Below are 19935 nucleotides of genomic sequence, written 5' to 3'. Positions count from 1 at the left end.
TCACCACCACCACCTCCGCCACCGCTTCTTCGCGACGACGAGCGCGGCTCCTCGGCCGGCTTGCTCCGGCGGGCGGAGGGGGCCGGCTCGGCCGACCGATCCGAACGCGAGCCGGACAGCGACTTCTCGTCATTGCCGATCGAGCCGCCGGAACTGCCGGACTGGGCCAAGGCGGAAGGGAGGGAGAAGGCGAGGCTCAAGACAAAGGCGAGGCCAGTCGTGCGCACGGCGGCGTTGGGCATGATCACAATCCAAAATCAAAAAGGCATCACCGGCCCGATCCGTCCGCACAGACGGATCCGATAATGCGGCAAGCTTTGCCAGCCTTGCCGCATTCGTCAAGCGCGGCGTCCCTGGCGCGCTGCACGCCCTCGCGCTGCACCAGCGACCAGGATTTGTCCGAGATGGCGAAGGCGCCGCAGCTTCTGCCGTAGAAGGAGAGCTCGATCGGGCATTTGGCGCCGGCGCAATTGCCGCGCGCATCCGCCACCGCCGCGCGCCGCGAGGCGTGGTTCCAGGAGATGCCCCATTTGCTGCTGTCAGGCCCGTAGACGATCGAGCCCCAGGGCTTGAGATCCTCCATCTTGCGCATTCGCAGCAGCAGGCCCTCGGTCGGCTCCCCATTCGGCGCCATCGAAATCCGCTGCTGGAGTTTTGTGATCGCGCGGGTGAGGCCGTCGGGGGTGTCAGGGTCGAAATTGAGCTCGTAGAGCCGTTCGCTGAGCTCACTGAGCAGCGCGGCATCGCGCAAGGGCACGCGGTCGGGATCGGCGCGCAGGCGCTCCGCGGGGAGGGGATCGGGCTGCATCGCCGCGATCGGCGGCGGGGCGGTCTGCGTCGGGGGGACGAAATAGAAAGTGCCGTCGATCGGCGAGGACGACACCCATGGCTGCTGCGCGCCCGCGGTGGCGCGCTTCACCGCGAGGCCGACCTGGTTGAAGGTCTGAAACACATCGAGACCTGCGACCCGGATCGTCGTCGCCAGCGCCTTCGTATAAGGACTATGACCGTCGCTGCCGTCCTGCGCGACATTGCCGGGCTGGGTCGCATAGGAGATCAGCGTGCCCTCGGGCGCGCGCATCTGCGCGAGGCCGCCATCCGATGATCGCAAGCCGCGTGAGCCGAACGGGTTGTTGCGGCAGGCATCCAGGATGACGAGATTGAGGCGCGTGCCGGAGCCCTGCATCTGGCGCAGCACGAGATTGACGTCGGTCATCTGGAAATCGACGTCGGCCTCGCGCGTCGGATTGGCGCTAACGGGCACGAGATAGTTTGAGCCGGCGACCTGCACGCCGTGGCCGGCATAATAGAACAGCGCGACATCGGCGCCCTGGACTTGCTGGCCGAAGCTCTGCACGGCGATGTCCATTGCGCCCTTGTCGAGATCAAGCTGGGCGCGTCCGCCGACCAACGTGAAGCCGAGCGCACTGAGCGTCTCCGCCATCAGGCGCGCATCCTTGGAGGGGTTGTCGAGCGGCGTGATGTTCTTGTAGGCGGAGTTGCCGACCACGAGCGCGATGCGTTTCTCCGCCGACGCCGGCTCCGCAATGACGACAAGCAGCGCCAGCGCCGCCAGCCCGAAAACGCGATTGAAAATCCTCGCGCGCATCAAAATTCCTCGAAATAATGGCGCCAGTCTAACAGCTGAGTGTGCGGGCGAAAAGCGGTGAGAGAGGAGGTGGGGCGTAACTCAGGCTCGTGTCCCGGACGCGCCGCAGCGTTCTTACGCTGCTGCGCAGAGCCGGGACCCAGCGCTCCGGACTCCGTTTTGGCATGGGCCCCGGCTCTGCAGCGCACCGCTAAAGAAGCGCTGCGCTGCGTCCGGGGCACGAGGAGGAGGCTGAGTCGCTCTCGCAACACCGTCATTGCGAGCGTAGCGACTTGTCCGCCGAAGCCTTGGCGAAGGCGGAAGCAATCCAGAATCCCTCCGCGACGGCAGTCTGGATTGCTTCGTCGCAAGGGCTCCTCGCAATGACGGAGCAAGGGGCATCGTCGGCATTCTCCAACTCTCTGCTCAACTGGCAGACGCGCCTTCGCCATCTCGCGGCGCATTTCGCCCGAGGCTTGCTGTCGTTCGGCGCCCGATGAAGGCCAAAGGGCGCAGGGAAGGCCGGGCGCCGGCGGCACCCGAGATCCGTGCGCAACAGAAATGCACACGGGGTGGACCACAGGTGATGCCGGTCGCCCGGCCTTCCCTGCGCGGATGGTTTTAACGGTGTCCTTCGTGCTCTCCCCGGGGAGCGATGCACTATTGCCCCCGTCGCCTTGCGGATGATCGATGCGCGTGCCCGGTCGGGCCGCCACATCACCGCAAACCTTGACGCACAGACCCCGGGCGTCAGGACCACACGACTTCTCCGTCCGCGGACGCTCCCGCCGAAATGCCTGGAGGCTTGCGTGTGCTCGCCCCCAGAATCAACGAGACCGCTGTGACTGCGCCGGGTCGTACCGCGCCGCCTGAAGACTCACGGTTGCCCGCCCTGTCATCAGGCTGATCCGCGCCGGCGCTACCGCGTCCACCGCCACCCGGCCCGCATCTCGTGACGATCGCGAAGCGCCCCTTTGGCAAGGGCCGGGATGGCGAGTGTGTGCCACAAATCCGAAATTCGGGAAAGTGGAATATTTTTGCGGGAAGGGATTGACGGGGTGTCCCGGTGTGTTGGCCGACGCCTCGCACGCGGTTGCCTCGGCCTCCACGCGTCATTCCGGTGCGCCCTGAAAGGGCGAGCCCGGAATCCATCGTGCGGCGGAGCATGCGGCCCGATGGATTCCGGGCCTGCGTGCTCTCACACGCATCCCGGAATGACGGGGATGTGGTGGCAGGCTTTCATTTCAGCGGCAGGAACAGGTCCGCGGTCGCCTCGTGCTCACCGACCTCCGGGACGAAGCTCAGCCGCTGGCAATAGATCGGGAAGTCGCGTGCTTCCTCACCACTGGCCGGAAGCCAGTCGCGATAAAGGTAGAGCGCGGCGGGCTCCAGATTGTCGGTGTTGCCGACGACCCGCAGCACTGCGCAGCGTCCGCCCGGAATCTCGCCGGCTTTGATCGCTTCGCCGTTCGGCTCGATCGGTTGGCCGGTTCCGACGCAAAGGTCCACGCTGTAGTCGGCGGGCGAGGCAGGCCGCCGCTCGGAACGCCAGACGTTGAAGGTCGGGCTTGTGCTGGGGTGCAGGCCGGCGGCTTTGCGCCAGACGATGAACCGCTGGATGGTGGCGGGAAGCGTCGCCGGATCGCCCCGGTGCTCCATGATCGCCACCGCCGTCGTGGGGACATCGCGTATCGTTACGTCGTCGCTGATAAAGGTCTTCTGCATGAGCTTGCTCCTCGCGTTGTCGAGAGGCCCGAAGGCCGCAAGCCACGGCTCCCAGTCGGGAGACTTCCGGAACGACGACGGCGATTGGCCGAACCGTTGCCGAAAGGCGCGGGCGAAGGCGTCAGGTGCGTCGTAGCCGGCATCCATCGCGATATCCGTGACGCTTTCGGCGTCGCTGTAGGCCAGCCGGTATGAAGCGCGCTTCATGCGGGCGAGCTGGATATAGCGATGCACTGACAGCCCGAAGGTCGCCGTGAACTGCCGGTGGAAATGATATTTCGAGTAGGCTGCGACGCTGCTCAACGTCTCCAGGTCCAGATTGTCGTCGAGATGCCGGTCGATGTGATCCAGCACCCGCTGCATCCGGGCATGGTAGTTCTGAAGCGCCGCCGTCATCGTTCCGTTCTCCGTGGCAGCACCAGCTAAAGCGCACGCGGACATGACGTGCTCGACCGATCTTGCGGTTTTGCCACGGGTCGCCGAACGCCGCCAAGGACCGTTCACGGGCACCCCCCAAGGTTATGGATGAACGACGAGAAGGGGAGGCCGTTTGCAGACTCGAGCTTTCATCCCCGTTCCACCCAGGAAACTTCTCGCCTCTGCCGTCGTTGAATCGCGGCTGAGGAGACGCCATGCCGATCAAGGATCAGGTCAAGAATTTCGCCAAGAAGCTGGTGGAACACCATCCCGATGCGGCAACTTTGCGTGCGCTGGTGCGAGCCCGTAAACCGGCAGCCCTGCATTTTCGCGACGACGGCATCGTTCCGAACAATCCGAAATTTCCAGTGCTGCTCTATCGCGGCGCGGTGAACCTGAAGAGCCGGCGGTTTCCTCCCGAGGTCATCATCGACACGCTGTTCGATACGAATGGCTGGGGCAGGTCGTGGCGCGACACCGTGTACGACTTCGTTCACTATCATTCGCAGATTCATGAAGTGATGGGCGTGGCACGCGGCACGGCCAGACTCGAGTGCGGCGGGATCAAGGGGCGGATCCTGAGCGTGAAGGCCGGCGATGTTCTGGTCCTTCCCGCAGGCACGGGACACCGGCTCATCGAGTCCAGCCGGGACTTTCTCGTCGTCGGCGCGTATCCGCAGGACGGGACCTACGACGAGTGCACCGACACGCGAGAGCGTCCCGACGCCGTCAAGCGTATCGCCAAGACTCGCAAGCCGAAGAGGGACCCGGTGGTCGGACCCGGCGGCCCGCTGCAGAGATCATGGGTGCGATCGCGATCGTAAGGCGATGCTTCGCCGCAGTTCCCGCGCGGCGGCCGGAACACCTGGGAACAACTCGCGTACGGCCACGTCATTCATCAGACGAGGGAGATGCCCATGAAAGCACTCATTGCCGCGGTCGCATTTGCAGCCATGTCCGGCCCGGTCATTGCCCAGAATACGGGGCCGGCTCCGCAGACCGGCATGGACAGGCCGGAAAATACCAACGGTGCCACGGAGCGAGGGACGATGGACACCACAGGCATGAATGCCAATCGGGCAAACCAGCCTGAAACCAAAGGCGCGTCCGGACAGCGCAGGACAGGCGACAAGAAGAAGTAGCTGATCCAGCGCGCCGGACCTTGCATTTGTCCGCCGCGCTCACGTCAGATAGTCGGGCCTGAAATCCGCAAGCTTGCGCAGCTCCTCGGGTTGCAGCAGCTCGATCTCGCTGCTCTCCCAAGCGATCAATCCACGGTGCCTCAGTTCCTGGATGGTGCGGTTGACGTGGACGATCGACAGCCCGCAGGCATCGGCAACGTGCCGCTGTGTCATCGGCATCTGGAAGCAGCCGTCCGTGACGAGGCCGACGAGCTCCAGCCTTGCGGCGAGCTCGCAGATGAGGTGCGCGACCTTGGGCAAGGCCGCCTGCGCGCCGAGGCGGGCGATCCATTGCCGCGAGATCGCCGCATCGATCAGCGTCTCGCGCCAGAACGCGCGTGTCAGGTGGTGGGAGCCGTCGAGAAGCTGCTTGAGCTGGCTGTGCGCGACTGTGCCGACGATGGTCGGTCCAAGGCCGACGAGGTCCGCATCCATCGGCGAGACCAGCAGCGTGTGCAGGCAGGGCATGTCGCCGGGAACGTGGAACGCGAGGATCTGGCTGCGGTCGCCGACGATGCGGGCCTGGTAGAGGAAGCCGCTCACGACGAAGACGCAGCGCGAGGTGGCCTCGCCCTGGCGCAGCACGATCTCGCCGTCGGCAATTTGGCGCAGCGTGGAGGGCAGGGCGGCGACCTGCCGGCGTTCGTCCTCGGACAGGCCTTCGATGGCCTGCAGACGCGCGATGAACTTCGGATGCGGCATGAGCCTCGCGTGCTGCATCAGCCGTCGCGCGGCACCGGCGCCGAGCGGAACTCGCGGATGGCGCGGGCGAGTTCCTGATCGGACATCGGCCGGACCGGCTCCTTCAGCGTGCCCGCGGCCAAGGCATCGCTGATGCTGTCGAGGTGCTCGCTCGTATCCGGCCTGAACAGGCTGTGGATGCGCTCCAGGATCGTCGTAGGGCTCATGAAGGGGCGGCTCGATTCGCTGTCGAGGGGGACGGGTTGGATGCGACCCGGTACGGTCGCAAACCGGTTAGCAACCTGTGCTTCCGACTCGCGTTCTAGTCCGCTGAACCCAAGCCGGACGGATCATTTGATAGAACCGGCGCCATTTTTTGCGGCCCCATGGAAAAAGCCCACGACGTGCTGATCCGGAACCTCTGCGAGCACACCGCGCTCGCAGAGGAGGATCTTGCGGAAATCCGGGCGCTTACCTTCACGCTGCGCGATTTGGAGCCCAATCAGGATTTCATCCGTCAGGGCGACGAACCCGAACATTCGGTGCTTGTCGTCACCGGCATGGTTGCGCGCTACCATCTGCTGGGCGGCGGTGGGCGGCAATATCTCGCGTTCCATCTCTCCGGCGACCTGCCGGATGCGCAGGGCCTGTTCATCGACCAGATGGACCACGGATTGAGCGCGCTGGGGCCGGCCTCAGTCGCCTTCATCCCGCATCGCGAATTGTTCATCGCCTTCCGGCGGCGGCCAAGCTTTGGGCTGGCGGTCTGGCGCGAGACGCTGCTCGATGCCGCGATCTTTCGCGAGGCCATCACCAACAACAGCGCCCGGCCGATGCAGGCGCGCATGGCACACCTGTTCTGCGAGTTGTTCTACCGCGCTCGCGCCGCGCAGCTCGTCCGCGGCAATCGCTGCCGCATGCCGATCAGCCTGGCGCAGCTCGGCGAGACGCTGGGCATGGCGATCGCGACGGTGAACCGCACACTGGCCGAGCTCAGGCGCAGCGGAGCCATGGATCTGCGCGAGGGCGAGCTGATCGTGCTGAAATGGCGCGACTTGCAGCAGCTCGGCGATTTCAGCCCGGCCTATCTGCACCAGAAACGGCAGTCGCCGCCGCGTGCGTGAGACCGCCGGCCTAGATCCGCTCGAATGGCGCCGGGTCCGAGGGGGCAGCGATGATCATCACCCGAAGCGGGCTTCGCGGTCCGCCCAGGATCGGTGTTGCGCCGCATGCGCGCGGTAGGCGTCGATCGCCCTGTTGGCGAGCATCAGCTGCCGGCGTTCGCCGGTCCTGAGCTGGGCTTCGATCGCGTCGAGAATCACGTTGGCGCTCTCGTCCGGCGGGCCGAGCTCGCCGCTCTGCTCCAGGCAGCTCCAGGCGATGAAGAATGCGCTTTCGACGGTGCAACGAATGGACATGCGCTGCCAACGCAGCGGGGCGGAAGGCGTTCCGTGCTGCGGGCGCGACTTGCGTCGGGCCCGCAGCACGCGCTGGGTCAGTTCTTCAGCACGATGCGGCCGACGACCTTGCCGGCGCGAAGCTCGTCGATCCATTTCTGGACATCGCCCATCGGCTCCTCGCGCATCGGCGTCGGCTTGATCTTGCCGGCGCGGGCCAGCGCCATCAGTTCCTGGGCCTCAGTGAGCGTGCCGACCATGAAACCTTCGATGGTCATGCGCTTGTAGACCCACTGCACCATCGGCAGCGTGAACTGGCCGCCCATCAAGCCGGAAACCACGATCTTGCCGCCGCGCGCGGCGACGGCGACCGCAAAGGCCATCGACTTCTCATTGCCGGCGAAATCGACGATCTCGTCGAAGCCGCCCTCGGTCTCCTTCAGGATGCGCTTGATCACGTCGGGCTCGGATGGGTCATAGGCGACAGCGGCACCGTTCTTCAGCGCGGTGTCGCGCGCGGCCGGCGAGAGGTCGGCGACCGTGATCGGTTGCTTGAACATCGCCTGCGCGAACGACAGGCCCATCATGCCGACGCCACCGAGGCCGATCAGCAAGAGGTTGCGCTGGCGCGGACGGTCGACCAGGCGCTTGAGCGCGCCATAGGCGGTGACGCCCGAGCACATCAGGGTCGCGGCCTGGTTGACGGGCAGGGGATCATAGTCGAGCAGGTATTTGGCGTCGGGCACCAGCACGTGGGTGGCGAAGCCGCCGTCGATGGAGACGCCGAGGAAGCGCTGCTTGACGCACAGATTCTCGTCGCCATTGGCGCAATCGCGGCACTGGCCGCAGCCGATCCAGGGGAAGACGGCCTTCTTCGTGCCGACCAGGCCGGCGGCGACGTCCGGGCCGACTTCGTCGACCACGCCGGCGATCTCGTGGCCGAGCGTGAAGGGCAGCGTCATGCCGCGCGTGGTATCGAGCTTCTTGCCGCCGCCGAGGTCGGCATAGCCGTCCTGGATGTGGAGGTCGGAGTGGCAAAGGCCGCAGCGCTCGATGCGCACCAGCACCTCGCGTCCTTGCGGCTTCGGCGTGTCGACGATGGTCTCGCACAAGGGCGCGTCGAACTTGACCAGGGACTGCCTGCGCATCAGCGCCATATTTCTTCCTCCGAAATTATCGCTCTGTTTCGGTCCGTATATTGGCCAATTCACAGGCCATGGCAACAAAGCCGGAAATGGGAATGGTCTCGGCACGCCGCGTCGCATCGACGCCGGCGGCTTGTGCAAGCCGTGCCGGATCGACGCCGAGCGACTTCAGGCTTTGCCGCAGCATCTTGCGGCGCTGGCCGAACGCGGCGGCGGCGACCTGCTCGAGCATTTTGCGATCGCAAGGCAGCGGTTCTGCGCGCGGCTTGAGGCGCACGACGGAGGAGGTGACCTTCGGCGGCGGCACGAAGGCGGACGGCGCAATGTCGAACAGGATCTTGGTCTCGCAGCGCCAGTTGGCGAGCACGCCGAGCCGGCCATAGGCCTCCTCGTCCTCGCGCGCGACGATGCGCTCGCCGACCTCGCGTTGGAACATCAGGACCATCATATCGTACCAGGGCGGCCAGGGCTCGCTGGTGAGCCAGTTGATCAGAAGCTGGGTCGCGATGTTGTAGGGCAGGTTGGCGACGATTTTTGCTCGTTCGCCATTGAGCAGCGGACGCGGATCGAAGGTCATGGCATCGCCATGCACGATCTCGAGCCTGTCAGGGTAGCGCGCGGAGATATCCTGAAGCGCCGGGATCGCGCGCTCGTCATGCTCGATGGCGATGACGCGCTTTGCGCCGAGCGCGAGCAGCGCGCGTGTCAGTCCGCCCGGGCCGGGGCCGATCTCGACAATGGTGGAGTCTTCCAGCGGCGCGGCCGCACGGGCGATGCGCGCGGTGAGATTGAGGTCGAGCAGAAAGTTCTGGCCGAGCGATTTGCGCGCCGACAGCGCGTGCTGGCGAATGACCTCGCGCAGCGGCGGGAGGTCGTCGATCGCGCTCATCAGGCGGTCGCAGCCGCCATGCGGCTGGCGAGCCTCAAGGCTGCGATCAGGCTGGCCGGATTGGCCTTGCCGGTGCCGGCGATGTCGAACGCGGTGCCGTGATCGGGCGAGGTGCGGATCAAGGGCAGGCCGAGCGTGACGTTGACCGCGTCGTCGAAGGCGACGGTCTTGATCGGGATCAGCGCTTGGTCGTGATACATGCAGACGGCGCAATCATAGGTGCTGCGCGCAGCCTCGTGGAACATGGTGTCGGCGGGCAACGGGCCTCTGGCCTCGATGCCGTCGCTGTGCAGCGTTTTCAGCGCCGGCGCGATGATGGTCTGCTCCTCGTGGCCGAGCGAGCCGTCCTCGCCGGCATGCGGATTGAGGCCGGAGACCGCGATGCGCGGCCGCGCGATGCCGAAGCGGGATTTCAGCTCGGTCGCGACGATGCGAACGGTCGAGACGATCAGCTCGCTGGTGAGCTGGGCCAGCGCCTCGCGCATCGAGACATGGATGGTGACGGGCACCACGGCGAGCTGCGGCGACCACAGCATCATCACCGGCTGCGGCACGCGGCCGTCCTCTGCTGCGAGCTCGGCGAGGTATTCGGTGTGGCCGGGATGGCGGAAGCCGGCGCGGTAGAGCACGCTCTTGGCGATCGGATTGGTGACGACGGCGCCGGCGCGGCCCTCGCGGACATCCGAGACCGCCTGCCGGATCGAGGCGAGCGCGGCCGATGCACTCGATGCGTCGGGCTTGCCGGGCTCGGCTGTGGCGCGCTCGCCGGTGGCGACCACGGGCAGGGCGTCAGTGAAGGCGGCCTCGGCCTCGCCGGGGCTCACCGCGGCGATGCTGATAGCGGCGCCGAGCGCTTTGGCGCGCTGCGCGACCAGCGCCTCGTCGCCGCGCAGGTAGAAGGCGGGCAGGTTCAGCTCGCGGCGCCTCAGCCAGGCTGCGATCGTGATGTCGGGGCCGATGCCGGCGGGCTCTCCCAGGGTCAGGGCAAGGGGAAGGGGCTTTGCTGCGCGATGGGCCATCAGCGGTTGCGATATTCGATCATCGCCGCCTTGCGGAGGTCATCGAGATAGGCCTTCTGGGTCTTCTCGTATTTCTCCTGATACATTTTTTCGCGGACCTCGCGCTTCTTCGGCGTGTCGATCATGGTCGGCTTGCGCGCGCACAACACCACCATCTCGATGCCGTTCTTGGTCAGCTCGGGCGCGGTCAAATGGCCGATCGGCGTATCGTCGAGCACCTTGCGCAGCGCTTCGGGCAGTTCCGCGGTGGTCTTGGTGACGGTGTCGCGGATGGTGGCGTTCGGCGTCGAGCGGAACAGCGAATTGGCTTCCTCGCAGCTTCCGACGCGCGAGCGATAGGTCTCGGCTTCCTTCTTCCGTGTTTCCAGGAAGGCCGCGGATGAGCCGCGCGGCACGATCAGCACGATCGGCTGCATCTTGTATTCGGTGCCTTCGATCTGAAGCTTGTCGCCGGTCTGGGCCTGCACGGCTTGAGCGACGTCGCGCTCGCCGACGAGCAGCTTCTCCTTGAAGCGGCCGCGCACCAGGCTAGTCCAGACCATCTCGGCCTTCATGCGGCCCTTCAGCGTTTCGGGGCGGACGCCTTTGGATTCGAGCGACTTGGTGAGCTGCTCCGGCGAGATGCGCATGCGCTGCGCCATGCCCTCGTAGGACTGGTTGATGTCGGAGACGCCGGGATCGACCCCGTACTTCTTGCCTTCCTTGAGCTTCACCTTGTCGTCGATCAGCTCGTTGATGACCTCCTGCCGGGGCGGGGTCTTCTGCGTCGTCAGCTGGTCGAGCTTGGCGCGCTGATCGATGTCGAAATCGGTGATCGGATCGCCGTTGACCATGACGACGATGTTCTGCGCACGCGACGGCGAGGGCAGTCCGGTCAGGATCAGCCCGGCACCGAGGGCGAGCAGGAGGCGGAAGACGGGCAATGGGGTCGTCATGATTGTCGCTCGCATGTCAACCGCGTCGAGCCTGTGATGGGGGCAAGCGCGGCCGGCACTTATCGTTCACTGGAGGCCGGCGGAACTGCTGGCCGTCGACGAGGTCGCCAGCGTGCGCAGGCCGATCTGGAACATGAACGCATGGCTCAGCACGGGCGGCGCGGTGCCCGCAGAATAGCTATACGAAGTTACGTAGTTCGCCGCCAGCACGAAGCAATCGTCGACGTAGCCGGCACCGAGCACATACTGGTTGATCTTGTTGGCCTCGAGGTCCCACCGCGCCGAACCCGACACCACCCAGTTGGTGGCGAGCTTGATCGAGCCCGAGGTCAGGATGCCCTCGCGGCGAGTCAGATAGCCGAGTTCCGGCTGCGCCGCGTAATTGCCGTAGAGCACGCTGACTGCCCAGCGATTGAAGTTGGCGCGGCCTTCCGCCTCGAAGCGCTGGACGTTCCAGGTCTGCTCATCCATGCGGGAGCGGACGCTGAACGTGTAGGTGCTGTTGGGCGAGTAGCTGGCGCTCGCGACATAATCGGAGCGCGGCTTGTCCAGGCCGGAATCCAGACCGGTATTGATGGTGTCCTGAACCGCGAAGGAGTTCATGCCGAACAGCTGGTAGGACTGGCCGAACAGCACCTTGACGGCGCCGCCCTTGTCGAACTGCGTGGTGGACTGCACGCCGACATTGGCGCGGCCGCCGACCTCGACGCGGTCGTAGCCGGAGAACTTGTCGACGCTGAACAGGTTCGAGGCGTCGAACACCATGCTCTGGGCGTCCTCGTTCGGGAGCTTGCCGGCATACGTCTCGTTCGGGCGGATTATGATCTGCGCGATCGGCTCGACCGTGGTCGATCCCCAGGGCTGAATATTGATGAAGGGATAGCGGTATTCCAGGCCCACGGTCGGCATCAGGCGGAACGCCTGGGTGTCCCCGACGGGAAGATAGTTCGACACGCCCGGCTGGTTGGAGACCGAGGAGTTGATCGCGTCGGCGCGCAGGCTGGCGAACGGCGTCCAGATCTGGCCGAGCGGATCGGTGAACGATTTGCGCCACTGCGCTTCGGCCGTGAGGCGGGTATAGGTGCCGGGGAAGCCGCGCAGCAGGCACTGCGACGGCGTGCGGGCCAGCGGATCGGCCGACGCCGTCGTGCACAGGCTGTTGGTGTTGGCGATCGTCGTGATCGGATCGAACACCGCCTCGTCACGCGACATGTTCACGAAATTGGTCTTGTAGCTGAACTCGCCGCCGAACACCGGATAGTTGAGCACGTTGGAATAGTCGATCACCGGATAGACGATCGGCACCTGGCTCTGGTTACCCGAATAGCTCAGCCAGTACATCGTGCGCGCGTCGAAGAAGCTGCGGTTGCCGACGCCGGTCAGATAGAGCTGCGACAGCGCCTCCGTCGGCAGCAGCAGGAACGAGCCGAGCGGATCGCGGTACTGGTAAAGCCGGTAGTCCGAGAAGAAATAGTAGTCGGACATCAGGACGCCGTCCCAACCCCAGACCCATTTGTCGTTCAGCGCGAACTGACCCTTGGTGTCGACGGCGCCGCGGAACTGGCGGTCGCCGGGCTGCCCCGCAAAGGCGCCGGGATCGAGCTGGTCGATGCCGTAGGCGCGGATCTGGTAGGCGCCGTCGATCAGGCGCTGACGGAATTCGCCCTGCAGCAGCACGCCCTGCCGCGACATGAAGCGGGGGGTGATGGTTGCGTCCATGTCGGGCGCGATCGCCCAATAATAGGGGACTTCGGCGCCGAATCCGGTGTTCGTCGTGCCCGGAAAATAGCCCGGCATCAGGAAGCCGGACTTGCGCTTCACGGTCGGGTCGGGCGTCGAGAAATAGGGCATGTAGGCGAGCGGCACACCGAAGAATTCGATCTGTGCCGTCTCGAAATACAGCATCTTCTCCTGCTGGTCGTGGATGATGCGCGCACCCTTGACCTGCCACAGCGGCGGCTTCTTCGGATCGTCCTTACACGGCGCGCAGGCCGTGTAGACGCCGTTCTCGAACACCGTGTAGTTGCCGCTGGAGCGGTCGGCGCGGCTCGCGGCCATGCGGGTCTGGTCGGCGGTGTCCACGCGCAGCGAATCGACGAAGCCGTCGCGGTAATCGTCGGAGAGATCCATGATCTCGGCATAGGTGATCTTGCCGTCGGCATCCGTCATGCGGATGTTGCCTTCGGCATGCAGCCGCTTGGTCTTCTGGTCGTAGATGACCCTGTCGGCTTCGACGCTGGTGCCGTTGTAGAACAGCTGGACGTTACCGACCGCCGAGACGCGCGAATTGTTGTAGTCGTAGTCGACCTCGGTCGCCTGCACCAGCATCTGGTTGTCGTTGGGAGCCTTGGGCGGCTTCGGACGCGGCGGCAGCGGATTGTAGGTGAAGCTCTGGGCGGAGGCCGGCGCCATGGCGCCGACATCGATCAGCCCGCCGAGCGAGGCAGCAGTGACGACGGCGAGCAACAGCCGGCGAACGGACAAGCCGCATCCGTTCGCGCGCACTACGGTGCGCCGCGTCAAACGAGACACGAGTCCTCGATGGACGGCAGCCACTAACCGTCCTCCTGGTACAACAAGGCCAAAAAGCCGGTGAGGCCGCCCACCACCACGGGCAACCACGCCGCAGCGATCGGATGCATCAACTCAGCCTTGCTCAAGTCTTCAGTCACTTTCGACAAAACGTAGAGCAGAAAGCCTGCGCCCACGCCACTCAAAACCATCTTTTGCACGCCGCCCATCCGGAAGAAGCGCAACGACACGGAGGCCGCGAGCATCACCATGGCAGCCAGCAAAAACGGCTGCGCCAGAAGCTTCTGATACTGGAGTCGGTATCCGGCTGTCGCGAACCCTGAGCTCTCGGAGGAGCGGATGTAGTTCGGTAGTTGCCAAAAGGACACAGTCTCGGGGGTGGAAAAGCTGTTGCGAACCTGCGCCTCGGTCAGGGTCGTCGGAATCTCCAGGCTGGCCTGGTCGATCGGCGGGGAGTCCAGCGAGAAGCGGCGGACGCCCTTGAACAGCCAGCGGCCGTTCTCGAGCGTCGCCTCGCGCGCCTCGACCCGCTCCTTGAAGTGCTGCTCCGGGTCGAACCGGAACAGCGTAAGCCCCGTGAGCCGGACGCCCTGCTGCTCGCTGCGCGCCGCATTGATGATCGTCTGGCCGTCGCTGGTCACCTGGTTGAGCCAGAAACCGGAGGCGTCCTGGATGCCGCCGCCGGGCGCCGAGCCGAACAACTCGGCCTCCATGCGCTTGGAGGCTTCGCGCAGATTGGCCGACATCGGATTGTAGGCGACGGTGGCGATCACCCCGATCAGGAGCGCGCTGCCGAGCGCCGGCGAGATGAACTGCCATGCGGAGATGCCGGCGGCGCGTGCCACCACGAGCTCGAGCCGGCGGGAGAGGGCGAGATAGCAGGTCATGGCTCCGACCAGCATGCAGAACGGCGTGAGCTTCTCCAGCAGCTGCGGCACCCGGAACAGCGAGGTCTGGGCCACCATGAGCGCCGAGGCGGATGCCAGCCCCGAGGTCTTGCGCACCATCTCGATGTAGTCGACCAGCACCAGCAGCAGGAAAATGCTCGCGAACACGCCGAGCGCGGCGACCACGAAGCGGCCGGCGAAATAGCGCCCGAGTGTATTGGTGAGCATGCTCATGCGGCGGCCGGACGTCCGAACAGCCGCGCGATGCGCGCGTTCGACCTGTTGATGGCGTCCATCAGGCCAGGGGGCGGCTCGACCACGACGCCGCCGATGATCATCCACAGCCCGACGCCGATGGCGCCGAAAACCATCGCATATTGCAGCAGCACCGGGCCCGGCGACTTCACCGCCATCACCGAGCAGGCAAAGCCCGCCATGCGCAGGCCGAACACCGCGATGATCGATGAGCCGATCGAGAAGTTACGGCTCTGGCGGGTGGTGCGCGGCGCCCCGAGGAACGCGAAGGTCAGCACCGCAAAGGCGAAGGGATAGATCGGCGCGAGCAGGCTGTCATGCAGGGCCGAGCGGAACTGCCCGGGAATCTGCTTGTAGATGGGATCGTTCTCGGACGGCGAGAACAGCTCCCAGAGATAGAGCTCGCGAATGCCGAGGGTGACGTCGCGGCCCTTGGAGAATTTCGACATGTCGAAGCCGTAGCGGCCGAAAGCCACCAGCGCCGGATCGCGCTTGCCCGCCTCGAAGCGCTGGAGATTGCCGGTCTCCAGCACCAGGAACGAGCCGGTCTCGTTCTTCACGACCTCGCCGCGTTCGGCGACGATCGAGACGCGCTCGTTCGGGTCGCGGCGGTCGTCGATGAAGATGCCGGCAAGGATGCCGCCGGGCTGGCGTTCGCGAATCCGGATCGTGAGGTTCTCGTCGAGCCGGGCGAAGCGGCCAGGCTGCAGGATGTTGGTGAGCACATCCGCGGTGATCTCGGCATCCCACTGCTTGATCCGGCGCATGCCGTCGGGGGCGAGATAGGCCGCGATGAAGGCAACCAGCAGCGCCACCACACAGGTGGCGTAGAAGAACGGAAAGAACAGCCGGAACGGCGAGAAGCCGGCGGCATTCATCACGATGATCTCGGAATCGGTCGCGAGCTTGTTCAGCGTGTGCGAGATCGCGATCATCAGCGCGATCGGCGAGATGATCAGGACCAGGGCCGGCACGACCAGGCTGGTGATGCCGAGGAAGGTCAGGATGGTCTGACCCTGGCTCGTCATCAGGTCGATGCCGCGCAACGCCTGCGTAATCCAGATCACGCCGGTGAGGCTGACCAGGACCAGCGCAAACGACGCCAGCGTCGTGCGGAAGATATACTTATCGATCGACCCCATGCGCTACCGCACGAATCCCACCAAGTCCCCAATGTCGGCCGAAATTCCGCTGTCCAACCAATCCCCGATGAGGGGATCCCCAAGGCTGGCCAGCGCCTCTTCCGCCAGCTTACTCTCTCACTACCATCCCTTTGATCCGTCAACAAAATGGCTGCCCCGTGGCACCCTCAATATATGGTTAATATTTCACCCGTTGTGGCCTTGATGCCACGGGGGGTGCTTGGCATCTGCCGGGCCGCTGGCCCATAGTGCGGAAGGCTCAGTGAATCGTCGTTCAGGTCCGGCCAGGGTCGGGGCCCTGAATGACGGAAAGACCAAGATTTTTGAAGGAGTTACCTATGTCCGATGCCATCAAGGTCGGCTTCGTCCCATTGTCTGCTGCCGCCCGTGGCATCCTGGTCGTGTTCTGCGACGACAGCCTGCAGGTCGGTCCGGCGACGGCCAAGGCGCTGGGCGGCGCTGTCGAACTCGTGAAGCGCGCGGCCACGGCCGCCGCTTTCAAAGGTAAAAGCGGTGCCGCGCTGGACATCCTGGCGCCGGAAGGGGTGAAAGCCACCCGTCTGCTCGTGATCGGCGCCGGCAAGGCAGCCGGCCTGAAGGCGAACGATTTCCTCAAATTCGGCGGTGTAGCGGCGAGCAAGCTTCCCGCCGGGACGACCACCATGACCATTATGGCGGAGCTGCCCGATGGCGCCATGACGAGCGAGCAGGCGGTTGCGATCGCCTCGGGCCTTCGCCTGCGCGCCTACAAGTTCGACCGTTACAAGACGAAGAAGGATGGCGAGGAGGGCGGCTCGCGCGCCGACATCTCGCTTGCGGTCGGCGATGCCGGTGCCGCGAAGAAGGCGTTTACCGCGGCCGGCCACGTCGTCGACGGCGTGATCATCGCGCGCGACCTCGTCAACGAGCCGCCGAACGTGCTCTTCCCGGAAGAATTCGCGCGCCGCGCCAGTCAGCTCCGCAAGCTCGGCGTCAAGGTCGAGGTGCTCGACGTCAAGGCGATGCAGAAGCTCGGCATGGGCGCGCTGCTCGGCGTCGGCCAGGGCTCGGCGCGGCCGAGCCGTACCGTGATCATGCGCTGGGACGGCGGCAAGAAAGGCGAGGCGCCGGTCAGCTTCGTCGGCAAGGGCGTCTGCTTCGACACCGGCGGCATCTCGATCAAGCCGGCCGGCAGCATGGAGGACATGAAGGGCGACATGGGGGGAGCGGCCTGCGTCGTCGGCCTGATGCACGCGCTGGCGGCGCGCAAGGCCAAGGCCAACGTGGTCGGCGCCATCGGCCTCGTCGAGAATATGCCCGACGGCAATGCGCAGCGGCCGGGCGATATCGTCACCTCGATGTCGGGCCAGACCATCGAGATCATCAACACTGACGCGGAAGGCCGCCTCGTGCTGGCCGACGTGCTCTGGTACGTCGCCAAGAAGGTGAAGCCGAAATTCATGGTGGATCTGGCGACGCTGACCGGCGCGATCGTGGTCGCGCTCGGCACCGAGCATGCCGGCATGTTCTCCAACAATGACGAGCTTGCCGAACGCCTGCTGGCGGCCGGCATGGAGAGTGGGGACAAGGTCTGGCGCATGCCGCTCGGTCCCGAATATGACAAGCTGATCGATTCCCAGTTCGCCGACATGAAGAACACCGGCGGCCGTCATGGCGGCTCGATCACCGCGGCGCAGTTCCTGCAGCGTTTCGTCGATGGCACGCCCTGGGCCCATCTCGACATCGCCGGCACCGCCATGGGCGCGCCGAAGACCGACATCAACCAGAGCTGGGGCAGCGGCTATGGTGTCCGTCTGCTCGACCGTCTGGTCGCCGACCATTACGAGCGCAAATGACCCGAGATGACTGAAGTCCTGTTCTATCATCTGCAAAACATGGCGGTAGAGAACGTGTTGCCGCCGCTTCTCGAGAAATCGCTCGAGCGCGGCTGGCGTGTCGTGGTGCAGTCGACCTCGGAAGAACGGGCCGACGCACTCGACGCGCACTTATGGACCTATCGCGACGATTCCTTCCTGCCGCACGCGACATGGCGCGTGAACGATGCCGCCGATCAGCCGATCGTGCTGGCGATCGAGGCGGGCAATCCCAACGGCGCCCATGTCCGCTTCCTGGTCGACAATGCCGCGTTGCCGGAGGACGCGCAGGGCTATGCGCGCATGGTGCTGCTGTTCAACGGCGACGATCCGGATGCGCTCGCGCTCGCCCGCAGCACTTGGACGGATTGCAAGGCGAGCGGATTTGATGTCACCTATTGGCAGGCTGACGAGCGGGGCCGGTGGCAGCGTCGGAATTAGCGTCGATCGCAATTAATGATAATTTGCACTTTTCGGGCGATGCTGGCTTTGGTCACCTTCGTGCCGCAAAGTGATGTTGGTACAATCGCTTAGGGCTGGTCCTTCACGCGGGGAATTTGGTTTATCGTGCGACATCAAAAGCTTCCCAGGTCGCTCATAGTTGCGTTGGCTGCCGTAGCACCGCTGGTCGCGGGCTGTTCGGGCGGGACCGATCTGTTGTCGAAAGACGTTGAATGGTTCCAGAAGCCCGGCCGCCTCTTCATCAAGAACATCTCGATCGAGTCGCCACCGCTGACCCCCGATAAGCCGGTGGGAGCTGAGGATCTCGTCAGCGCGGACGGTGCCTGTCCCGGCATGGCGCCGCCTCCCGGGCCGGCCGACGCCAACGCGTCGACGACGGCGCCGATGGGCGGCACGGTCGCGCTCGGCCACACCGAATGCGACGTGGTGCGCGGCATCGGTGCGCCCTCGAATGTCAATCTCTCCAACGATGCTGCCGGCCGGCGCGTAGCCGTGGTGACCTGGAGCACCGGCCCGCGCGCGGGCATCTACAGCTTCACCTCCGGCCGCCTGTCCTCGATCGAGGGCAATCCCGATCCGCAGCCGGTGCCGAAGGCGACCAAGCCGAAGAAGAAGCAGGCGTAAGCGGGAATCCCTGCGCCACAGTGAATCGGCTTTTCGTGCATCGGAGAAGCTATTGTGCTGCTCCATAGATCGCCATCTGCTTTGCTAGGCGCTCTGCGCCGTTGGGGGAGATGCACAATTCCAAATTTCTTGCACTTTCTTCGGCTGCTTCCTTGGCTCGCGTGAACAATTTCGCTTCGTAGGCCCGGATTGCCTGGCTCGGACGAGGCGTGGCGAGCAATTCGCTCGCCAATTCAGCGGCATCCCACATCGCGAGGTTTGCACCCGCGCCGGCGAACGGCGACATGAGATGAGCCGCGTCTCCGATCAACGTCGTAGTTGGCTGGCCTTCCCAAGTGAGTCCGATCGGCAACATGTTGATTGGACGCGCCATGAAGCTGTCGTCGCAGGCATGGATGAGCGCCGTCAACTCCGGCGCCCAGTCGGTGAAGTAAGCGAGCAGTGCCTGTCGGGCATCGGCAGGGCGCTCGAATGGAATGCCGGAAGCCTCCAATCCATTTTCGGGCATGCGCAAAGCGACATAGACGCGGATGCGACCGTCCCCATTGCACTGCGCGAGCAGTCCCTTGTCATCGCAAAGCGCCATGAAGCTTCCATGGCCAACCATCCTTGCCACCTCAGGGTGGTTACTCTCGGCATCGGGAATGCCGATCTCGATGAAGCTGATGCCGGTGTAAAGGGGCGTGGCCGGGGTGAGCAGCGGTCGCACGCGTGACCAAGCACCGTCTGCGCCAATCACGACGCCAGCAGTGATGCTCTTCCCGCTCCCAAAATGCAGCCTATGACCCCGCTCAGCGGGCTCGATGTGGGTCAAAGTGTTGCCCCAGCGTAGACGCCCGGGTTCCAGAGAATCGATCAATAGATCGCGCAAGGCGCCGCGATCGACCTCTGGGCGGTCGAATGCATCCAGCGCTCCGATTTCGTTCCAATACGGCGTTCCGGCTTTGTCGACGATCCGCAAGCCCTGTCCCTCCGGACGGGCGATACGGCGGAATTGCGCTTCGAGCCCCGCGTCCTTGAGGGCGCGTTGACCAGCTTCCACGTGCATGTCGAGCGAGCCACCTTGGCTTCTCACGTCGCGGGAGGCGTCGCGCTCGAATATGACGGCATCGACTCCGTGGTTCTGAAGGATACGGGCAAGCGTTAGCCCACCGAGCCCCGCACCGATGATGGCGAGGCTATGGTGCTCGCGCATGGTCATGG

Annotated in this window: 20 protein-coding genes and 1 pseudogene; 7 read left to right on the top strand and 14 right to left on the bottom strand. The window is 65.0% G+C overall.

Translation table 11 applies throughout. The features are described 5' to 3' along the window. A pseudogene (locus IVA81_RS13360) lies at nucleotides 1-242 on the bottom strand (hypothetical protein); the annotation flags it as partial. A 26-nt stretch (nucleotides 243-268) separates the two neighbouring features. Further along, a complete protein-coding gene (locus IVA81_RS13355) occupies nucleotides 269-1609 on the bottom strand; it encodes a caspase family protein (protein ID WP_247317812.1) in 1341 nt (446 codons plus the stop codon). A gap of 272 nt (nucleotides 1610-1881) precedes the next feature. On the opposite strand from IVA81_RS13355, the gene IVA81_RS13350 reads away from it, so the two are divergent. After that, nucleotides 1882-2088 carry a hypothetical protein gene (locus IVA81_RS13350; RefSeq protein WP_247317809.1) on the top strand — a complete coding sequence of 69 codons (207 nt, stop codon included), beginning with the start codon at nucleotides 1882-1884 and terminating at the stop codon, nucleotides 2086-2088. 739 nt (nucleotides 2089-2827) lie between these two features. Here the strand turns inward: IVA81_RS13350 and IVA81_RS13345 are convergent. Further along, on the bottom strand, nucleotides 2828-3709 hold the full coding sequence (locus IVA81_RS13345; RefSeq protein WP_247317807.1) for an AraC family transcriptional regulator: 882 nt from the start codon (nucleotides 3707-3709) through the stop codon (nucleotides 2828-2830). Between the two features lie 236 nt (nucleotides 3710-3945). Here IVA81_RS13345 and IVA81_RS13340 point away from each other — a divergent pair, with 236 nt between their 5' ends. Both IVA81_RS13340 and IVA81_RS13335 read left to right on the top strand, forming a co-directional pair. Next, nucleotides 3946-4554 (top strand): cupin, encoded by a 609-nt coding sequence (locus tag IVA81_RS13340; RefSeq protein ID WP_247317803.1) that lies wholly within the window; start codon nucleotides 3946-3948, stop codon nucleotides 4552-4554. A 93-nt stretch (nucleotides 4555-4647) separates the two neighbouring features. After that, nucleotides 4648-4872 carry a hypothetical protein gene (locus IVA81_RS13335; RefSeq protein ID WP_247317799.1) on the top strand — a complete coding sequence of 75 codons (225 nt, stop codon included), beginning with the start codon at nucleotides 4648-4650 and terminating at the stop codon, nucleotides 4870-4872. Between the two features lie 39 nt (nucleotides 4873-4911). Here IVA81_RS13335 and IVA81_RS13330 read toward each other — a convergent pair whose 3' ends face one another. Together IVA81_RS13330 and IVA81_RS13325 are read right to left on the bottom strand one after the other, a co-directional pair. Next, complete coding sequence (locus IVA81_RS13330) at nucleotides 4912-5613, bottom strand: Crp/Fnr family transcriptional regulator (RefSeq protein ID WP_247317796.1); 702 nt, start codon at nucleotides 5611-5613, stop codon at nucleotides 4912-4914. Nucleotides 5614-5630: 17 nt separating this feature from the next. Next, nucleotides 5631-5819, bottom strand: a complete 189-nt coding sequence (locus tag IVA81_RS13325) for a hypothetical protein (RefSeq protein ID WP_247317780.1) — start codon at nucleotides 5817-5819, stop codon at nucleotides 5631-5633. Between the two features lie 159 nt (nucleotides 5820-5978). Here IVA81_RS13325 and IVA81_RS13320 point away from each other — a divergent pair, with 159 nt between their 5' ends. Continuing rightward, the gene (locus IVA81_RS13320) at nucleotides 5979-6716 is read left to right on the top strand and encodes a Crp/Fnr family transcriptional regulator (RefSeq protein ID WP_247317777.1); all 738 of its coding nucleotides are present in this window, start codon (nucleotides 5979-5981) and stop codon (nucleotides 6714-6716) included. A 57-nt stretch (nucleotides 6717-6773) separates the two neighbouring features. Here IVA81_RS13320 and IVA81_RS13315 read toward each other — a convergent pair whose 3' ends face one another. From IVA81_RS13315 to lptF, 8 genes are all read right to left on the bottom strand, one after another. Beyond that, nucleotides 6774-7010 (bottom strand): hypothetical protein, encoded by a 237-nt coding sequence (locus IVA81_RS13315; RefSeq protein WP_247317774.1) that lies wholly within the window; start codon nucleotides 7008-7010, stop codon nucleotides 6774-6776. 77 nt (nucleotides 7011-7087) lie between these two features. Continuing rightward, a complete protein-coding gene (locus IVA81_RS13310; RefSeq protein ID WP_247317771.1) occupies nucleotides 7088-8146 on the bottom strand; it encodes an alcohol dehydrogenase in 1059 nt (352 codons plus the stop codon). Nucleotides 8147-8162: 16 nt separating this feature from the next. Next, the gene (gene rsmA, locus IVA81_RS13305; RefSeq protein WP_247317753.1) at nucleotides 8163-9023 is read right to left on the bottom strand and encodes a 16S rRNA (adenine(1518)-N(6)/adenine(1519)-N(6))-dimethyltransferase RsmA; all 861 of its coding nucleotides are present in this window, start codon (nucleotides 9021-9023) and stop codon (nucleotides 8163-8165) included. Next, entirely contained in the window at nucleotides 9023-10042 is a 1020-nt protein-coding gene (gene pdxA / locus IVA81_RS13300; RefSeq protein WP_247317750.1) for a 4-hydroxythreonine-4-phosphate dehydrogenase PdxA, read from the bottom strand. Before pdxA ends, rsmA begins: the two co-directional genes overlap by 1 nt. Next, complete coding sequence (locus IVA81_RS13295) at nucleotides 10042-10977, bottom strand: SurA N-terminal domain-containing protein (protein WP_247317747.1); 936 nt, start codon at nucleotides 10975-10977, stop codon at nucleotides 10042-10044. The genes pdxA and IVA81_RS13295 overlap by 1 nt, the downstream gene beginning before the upstream one ends. Nucleotides 10978-11043: 66 nt before the next feature. Next, on the bottom strand, nucleotides 11044-13533 hold the full coding sequence (locus tag IVA81_RS13290) for an LPS-assembly protein LptD (protein WP_247317745.1): 2490 nt from the start codon (nucleotides 13531-13533) through the stop codon (nucleotides 11044-11046). Next, a complete protein-coding gene (lptG, locus tag IVA81_RS13285; RefSeq protein ID WP_247317743.1) occupies nucleotides 13533-14630 on the bottom strand; it encodes an LPS export ABC transporter permease LptG in 1098 nt (365 codons plus the stop codon). The genes IVA81_RS13290 and lptG overlap by 1 nt, the downstream gene beginning before the upstream one ends. Further along, nucleotides 14627-15793: an LPS export ABC transporter permease LptF gene (lptF, locus tag IVA81_RS13280; RefSeq protein WP_247317740.1), complete on the bottom strand. Its 1167-nt coding sequence runs from the start codon at nucleotides 15791-15793 to the stop codon at nucleotides 14627-14629. Before lptF ends, lptG begins: the two co-directional genes overlap by 4 nt. A 338-nt stretch (nucleotides 15794-16131) precedes the next feature. Here lptF and IVA81_RS13275 point away from each other — a divergent pair, with 338 nt between their 5' ends. The 3 genes from IVA81_RS13275 (at nucleotide 16132) to IVA81_RS13265 (ending at nucleotide 18732) form a co-directional block, all read left to right on the top strand. Next, nucleotides 16132-17628: a leucyl aminopeptidase gene (locus IVA81_RS13275; protein WP_247317737.1), complete on the top strand. Its 1497-nt coding sequence runs from the start codon at nucleotides 16132-16134 to the stop codon at nucleotides 17626-17628. 6 nt (nucleotides 17629-17634) lie between these two features. Further along, the gene (locus tag IVA81_RS13270) at nucleotides 17635-18087 is read left to right on the top strand and encodes a DNA polymerase III subunit chi (RefSeq protein ID WP_247317721.1); all 453 of its coding nucleotides are present in this window, start codon (nucleotides 17635-17637) and stop codon (nucleotides 18085-18087) included. Nucleotides 18088-18252: 165 nt separating this feature from the next. Beyond that, nucleotides 18253-18732, top strand: coding sequence for a hypothetical protein (locus IVA81_RS13265; RefSeq protein ID WP_247317718.1), 480 nt, complete (start codon nucleotides 18253-18255; stop codon nucleotides 18730-18732). A gap of 49 nt (nucleotides 18733-18781) precedes the next feature. On the opposite strand, the gene IVA81_RS13260 is transcribed toward IVA81_RS13265, so the two are convergent. After that, nucleotides 18782-19933, bottom strand: a complete 1152-nt coding sequence (locus IVA81_RS13260) for an NAD(P)/FAD-dependent oxidoreductase (RefSeq protein WP_247317716.1) — start codon at nucleotides 19931-19933, stop codon at nucleotides 18782-18784. Between the last annotated feature and the right edge of the window lie 2 nt (nucleotides 19934-19935).

The organism is Bradyrhizobium sp. 141 (assembly GCF_023074055.1).
Classification (GTDB): domain Bacteria; phylum Pseudomonadota; class Alphaproteobacteria; order Rhizobiales; family Xanthobacteraceae; genus Bradyrhizobium.
Note: the sequence above shows the minus strand (reverse complement) of the source record. Positions and strands in the feature narration are given on the sequence as shown.

What these genes read in the sequence shown, in the direction of transcription:
- IVA81_RS13355 (WP_247317812.1), bottom strand. Translation starts at nt 1,609, where the DNA reads ATGCGCGCGAGGATTTTCAATCGCGTTTTCGGGCTGGCGGCGCTGGCG.
- IVA81_RS13345 (WP_247317807.1), bottom strand. Translation starts at nt 3,709, where the DNA reads ATGACGGCGGCGCTTCAGAACTACCATGCCCGGATGCAGCGGGTGCTG.
- IVA81_RS13340 (WP_247317803.1), top strand. Translation starts at nt 3,946, where the DNA reads ATGCCGATCAAGGATCAGGTCAAGAATTTCGCCAAGAAGCTGGTGGAA.
- IVA81_RS13335 (WP_247317799.1), top strand. Translation starts at nt 4,648, where the DNA reads ATGAAAGCACTCATTGCCGCGGTCGCATTTGCAGCCATGTCCGGCCCG.
- IVA81_RS13330 (WP_247317796.1), bottom strand. Translation starts at nt 5,613, where the DNA reads ATGCCGCATCCGAAGTTCATCGCGCGTCTGCAGGCCATCGAAGGCCTG.
- IVA81_RS13325 (WP_247317780.1), bottom strand. Translation starts at nt 5,819, where the DNA reads ATGAGCCCTACGACGATCCTGGAGCGCATCCACAGCCTGTTCAGGCCG.
- IVA81_RS13320 (WP_247317777.1), top strand. Translation starts at nt 5,979, where the DNA reads ATGGAAAAAGCCCACGACGTGCTGATCCGGAACCTCTGCGAGCACACC.
- IVA81_RS13315 (WP_247317774.1), bottom strand. Translation starts at nt 7,010, where the DNA reads ATGTCCATTCGTTGCACCGTCGAAAGCGCATTCTTCATCGCCTGGAGC.
- IVA81_RS13310 (WP_247317771.1), bottom strand. Translation starts at nt 8,146, where the DNA reads ATGGCGCTGATGCGCAGGCAGTCCCTGGTCAAGTTCGACGCGCCCTTG.
- rsmA (WP_247317753.1), bottom strand. Translation starts at nt 9,023, where the DNA reads ATGAGCGCGATCGACGACCTCCCGCCGCTGCGCGAGGTCATTCGCCAG.
- pdxA (WP_247317750.1), bottom strand. Translation starts at nt 10,042, where the DNA reads ATGGCCCATCGCGCAGCAAAGCCCCTTCCCCTTGCCCTGACCCTGGGA.
- IVA81_RS13295 (WP_247317747.1), bottom strand. Translation starts at nt 10,977, where the DNA reads ATGACGACCCCATTGCCCGTCTTCCGCCTCCTGCTCGCCCTCGGTGCC.
- lptG (WP_247317743.1), bottom strand. Translation starts at nt 14,630, where the DNA reads ATGAGCATGCTCACCAATACACTCGGGCGCTATTTCGCCGGCCGCTTC.
- lptF (WP_247317740.1), bottom strand. Translation starts at nt 15,793, where the DNA reads ATGGGGTCGATCGATAAGTATATCTTCCGCACGACGCTGGCGTCGTTT.
- IVA81_RS13275 (WP_247317737.1), top strand. Translation starts at nt 16,132, where the DNA reads ATGTCCGATGCCATCAAGGTCGGCTTCGTCCCATTGTCTGCTGCCGCC.
- IVA81_RS13270 (WP_247317721.1), top strand. Translation starts at nt 17,635, where the DNA reads ATGACTGAAGTCCTGTTCTATCATCTGCAAAACATGGCGGTAGAGAAC.
- IVA81_RS13260 (WP_247317716.1), bottom strand. Translation starts at nt 19,933, where the DNA reads ATGACCATGCGCGAGCACCATAGCCTCGCCATCATCGGTGCGGGGCTC.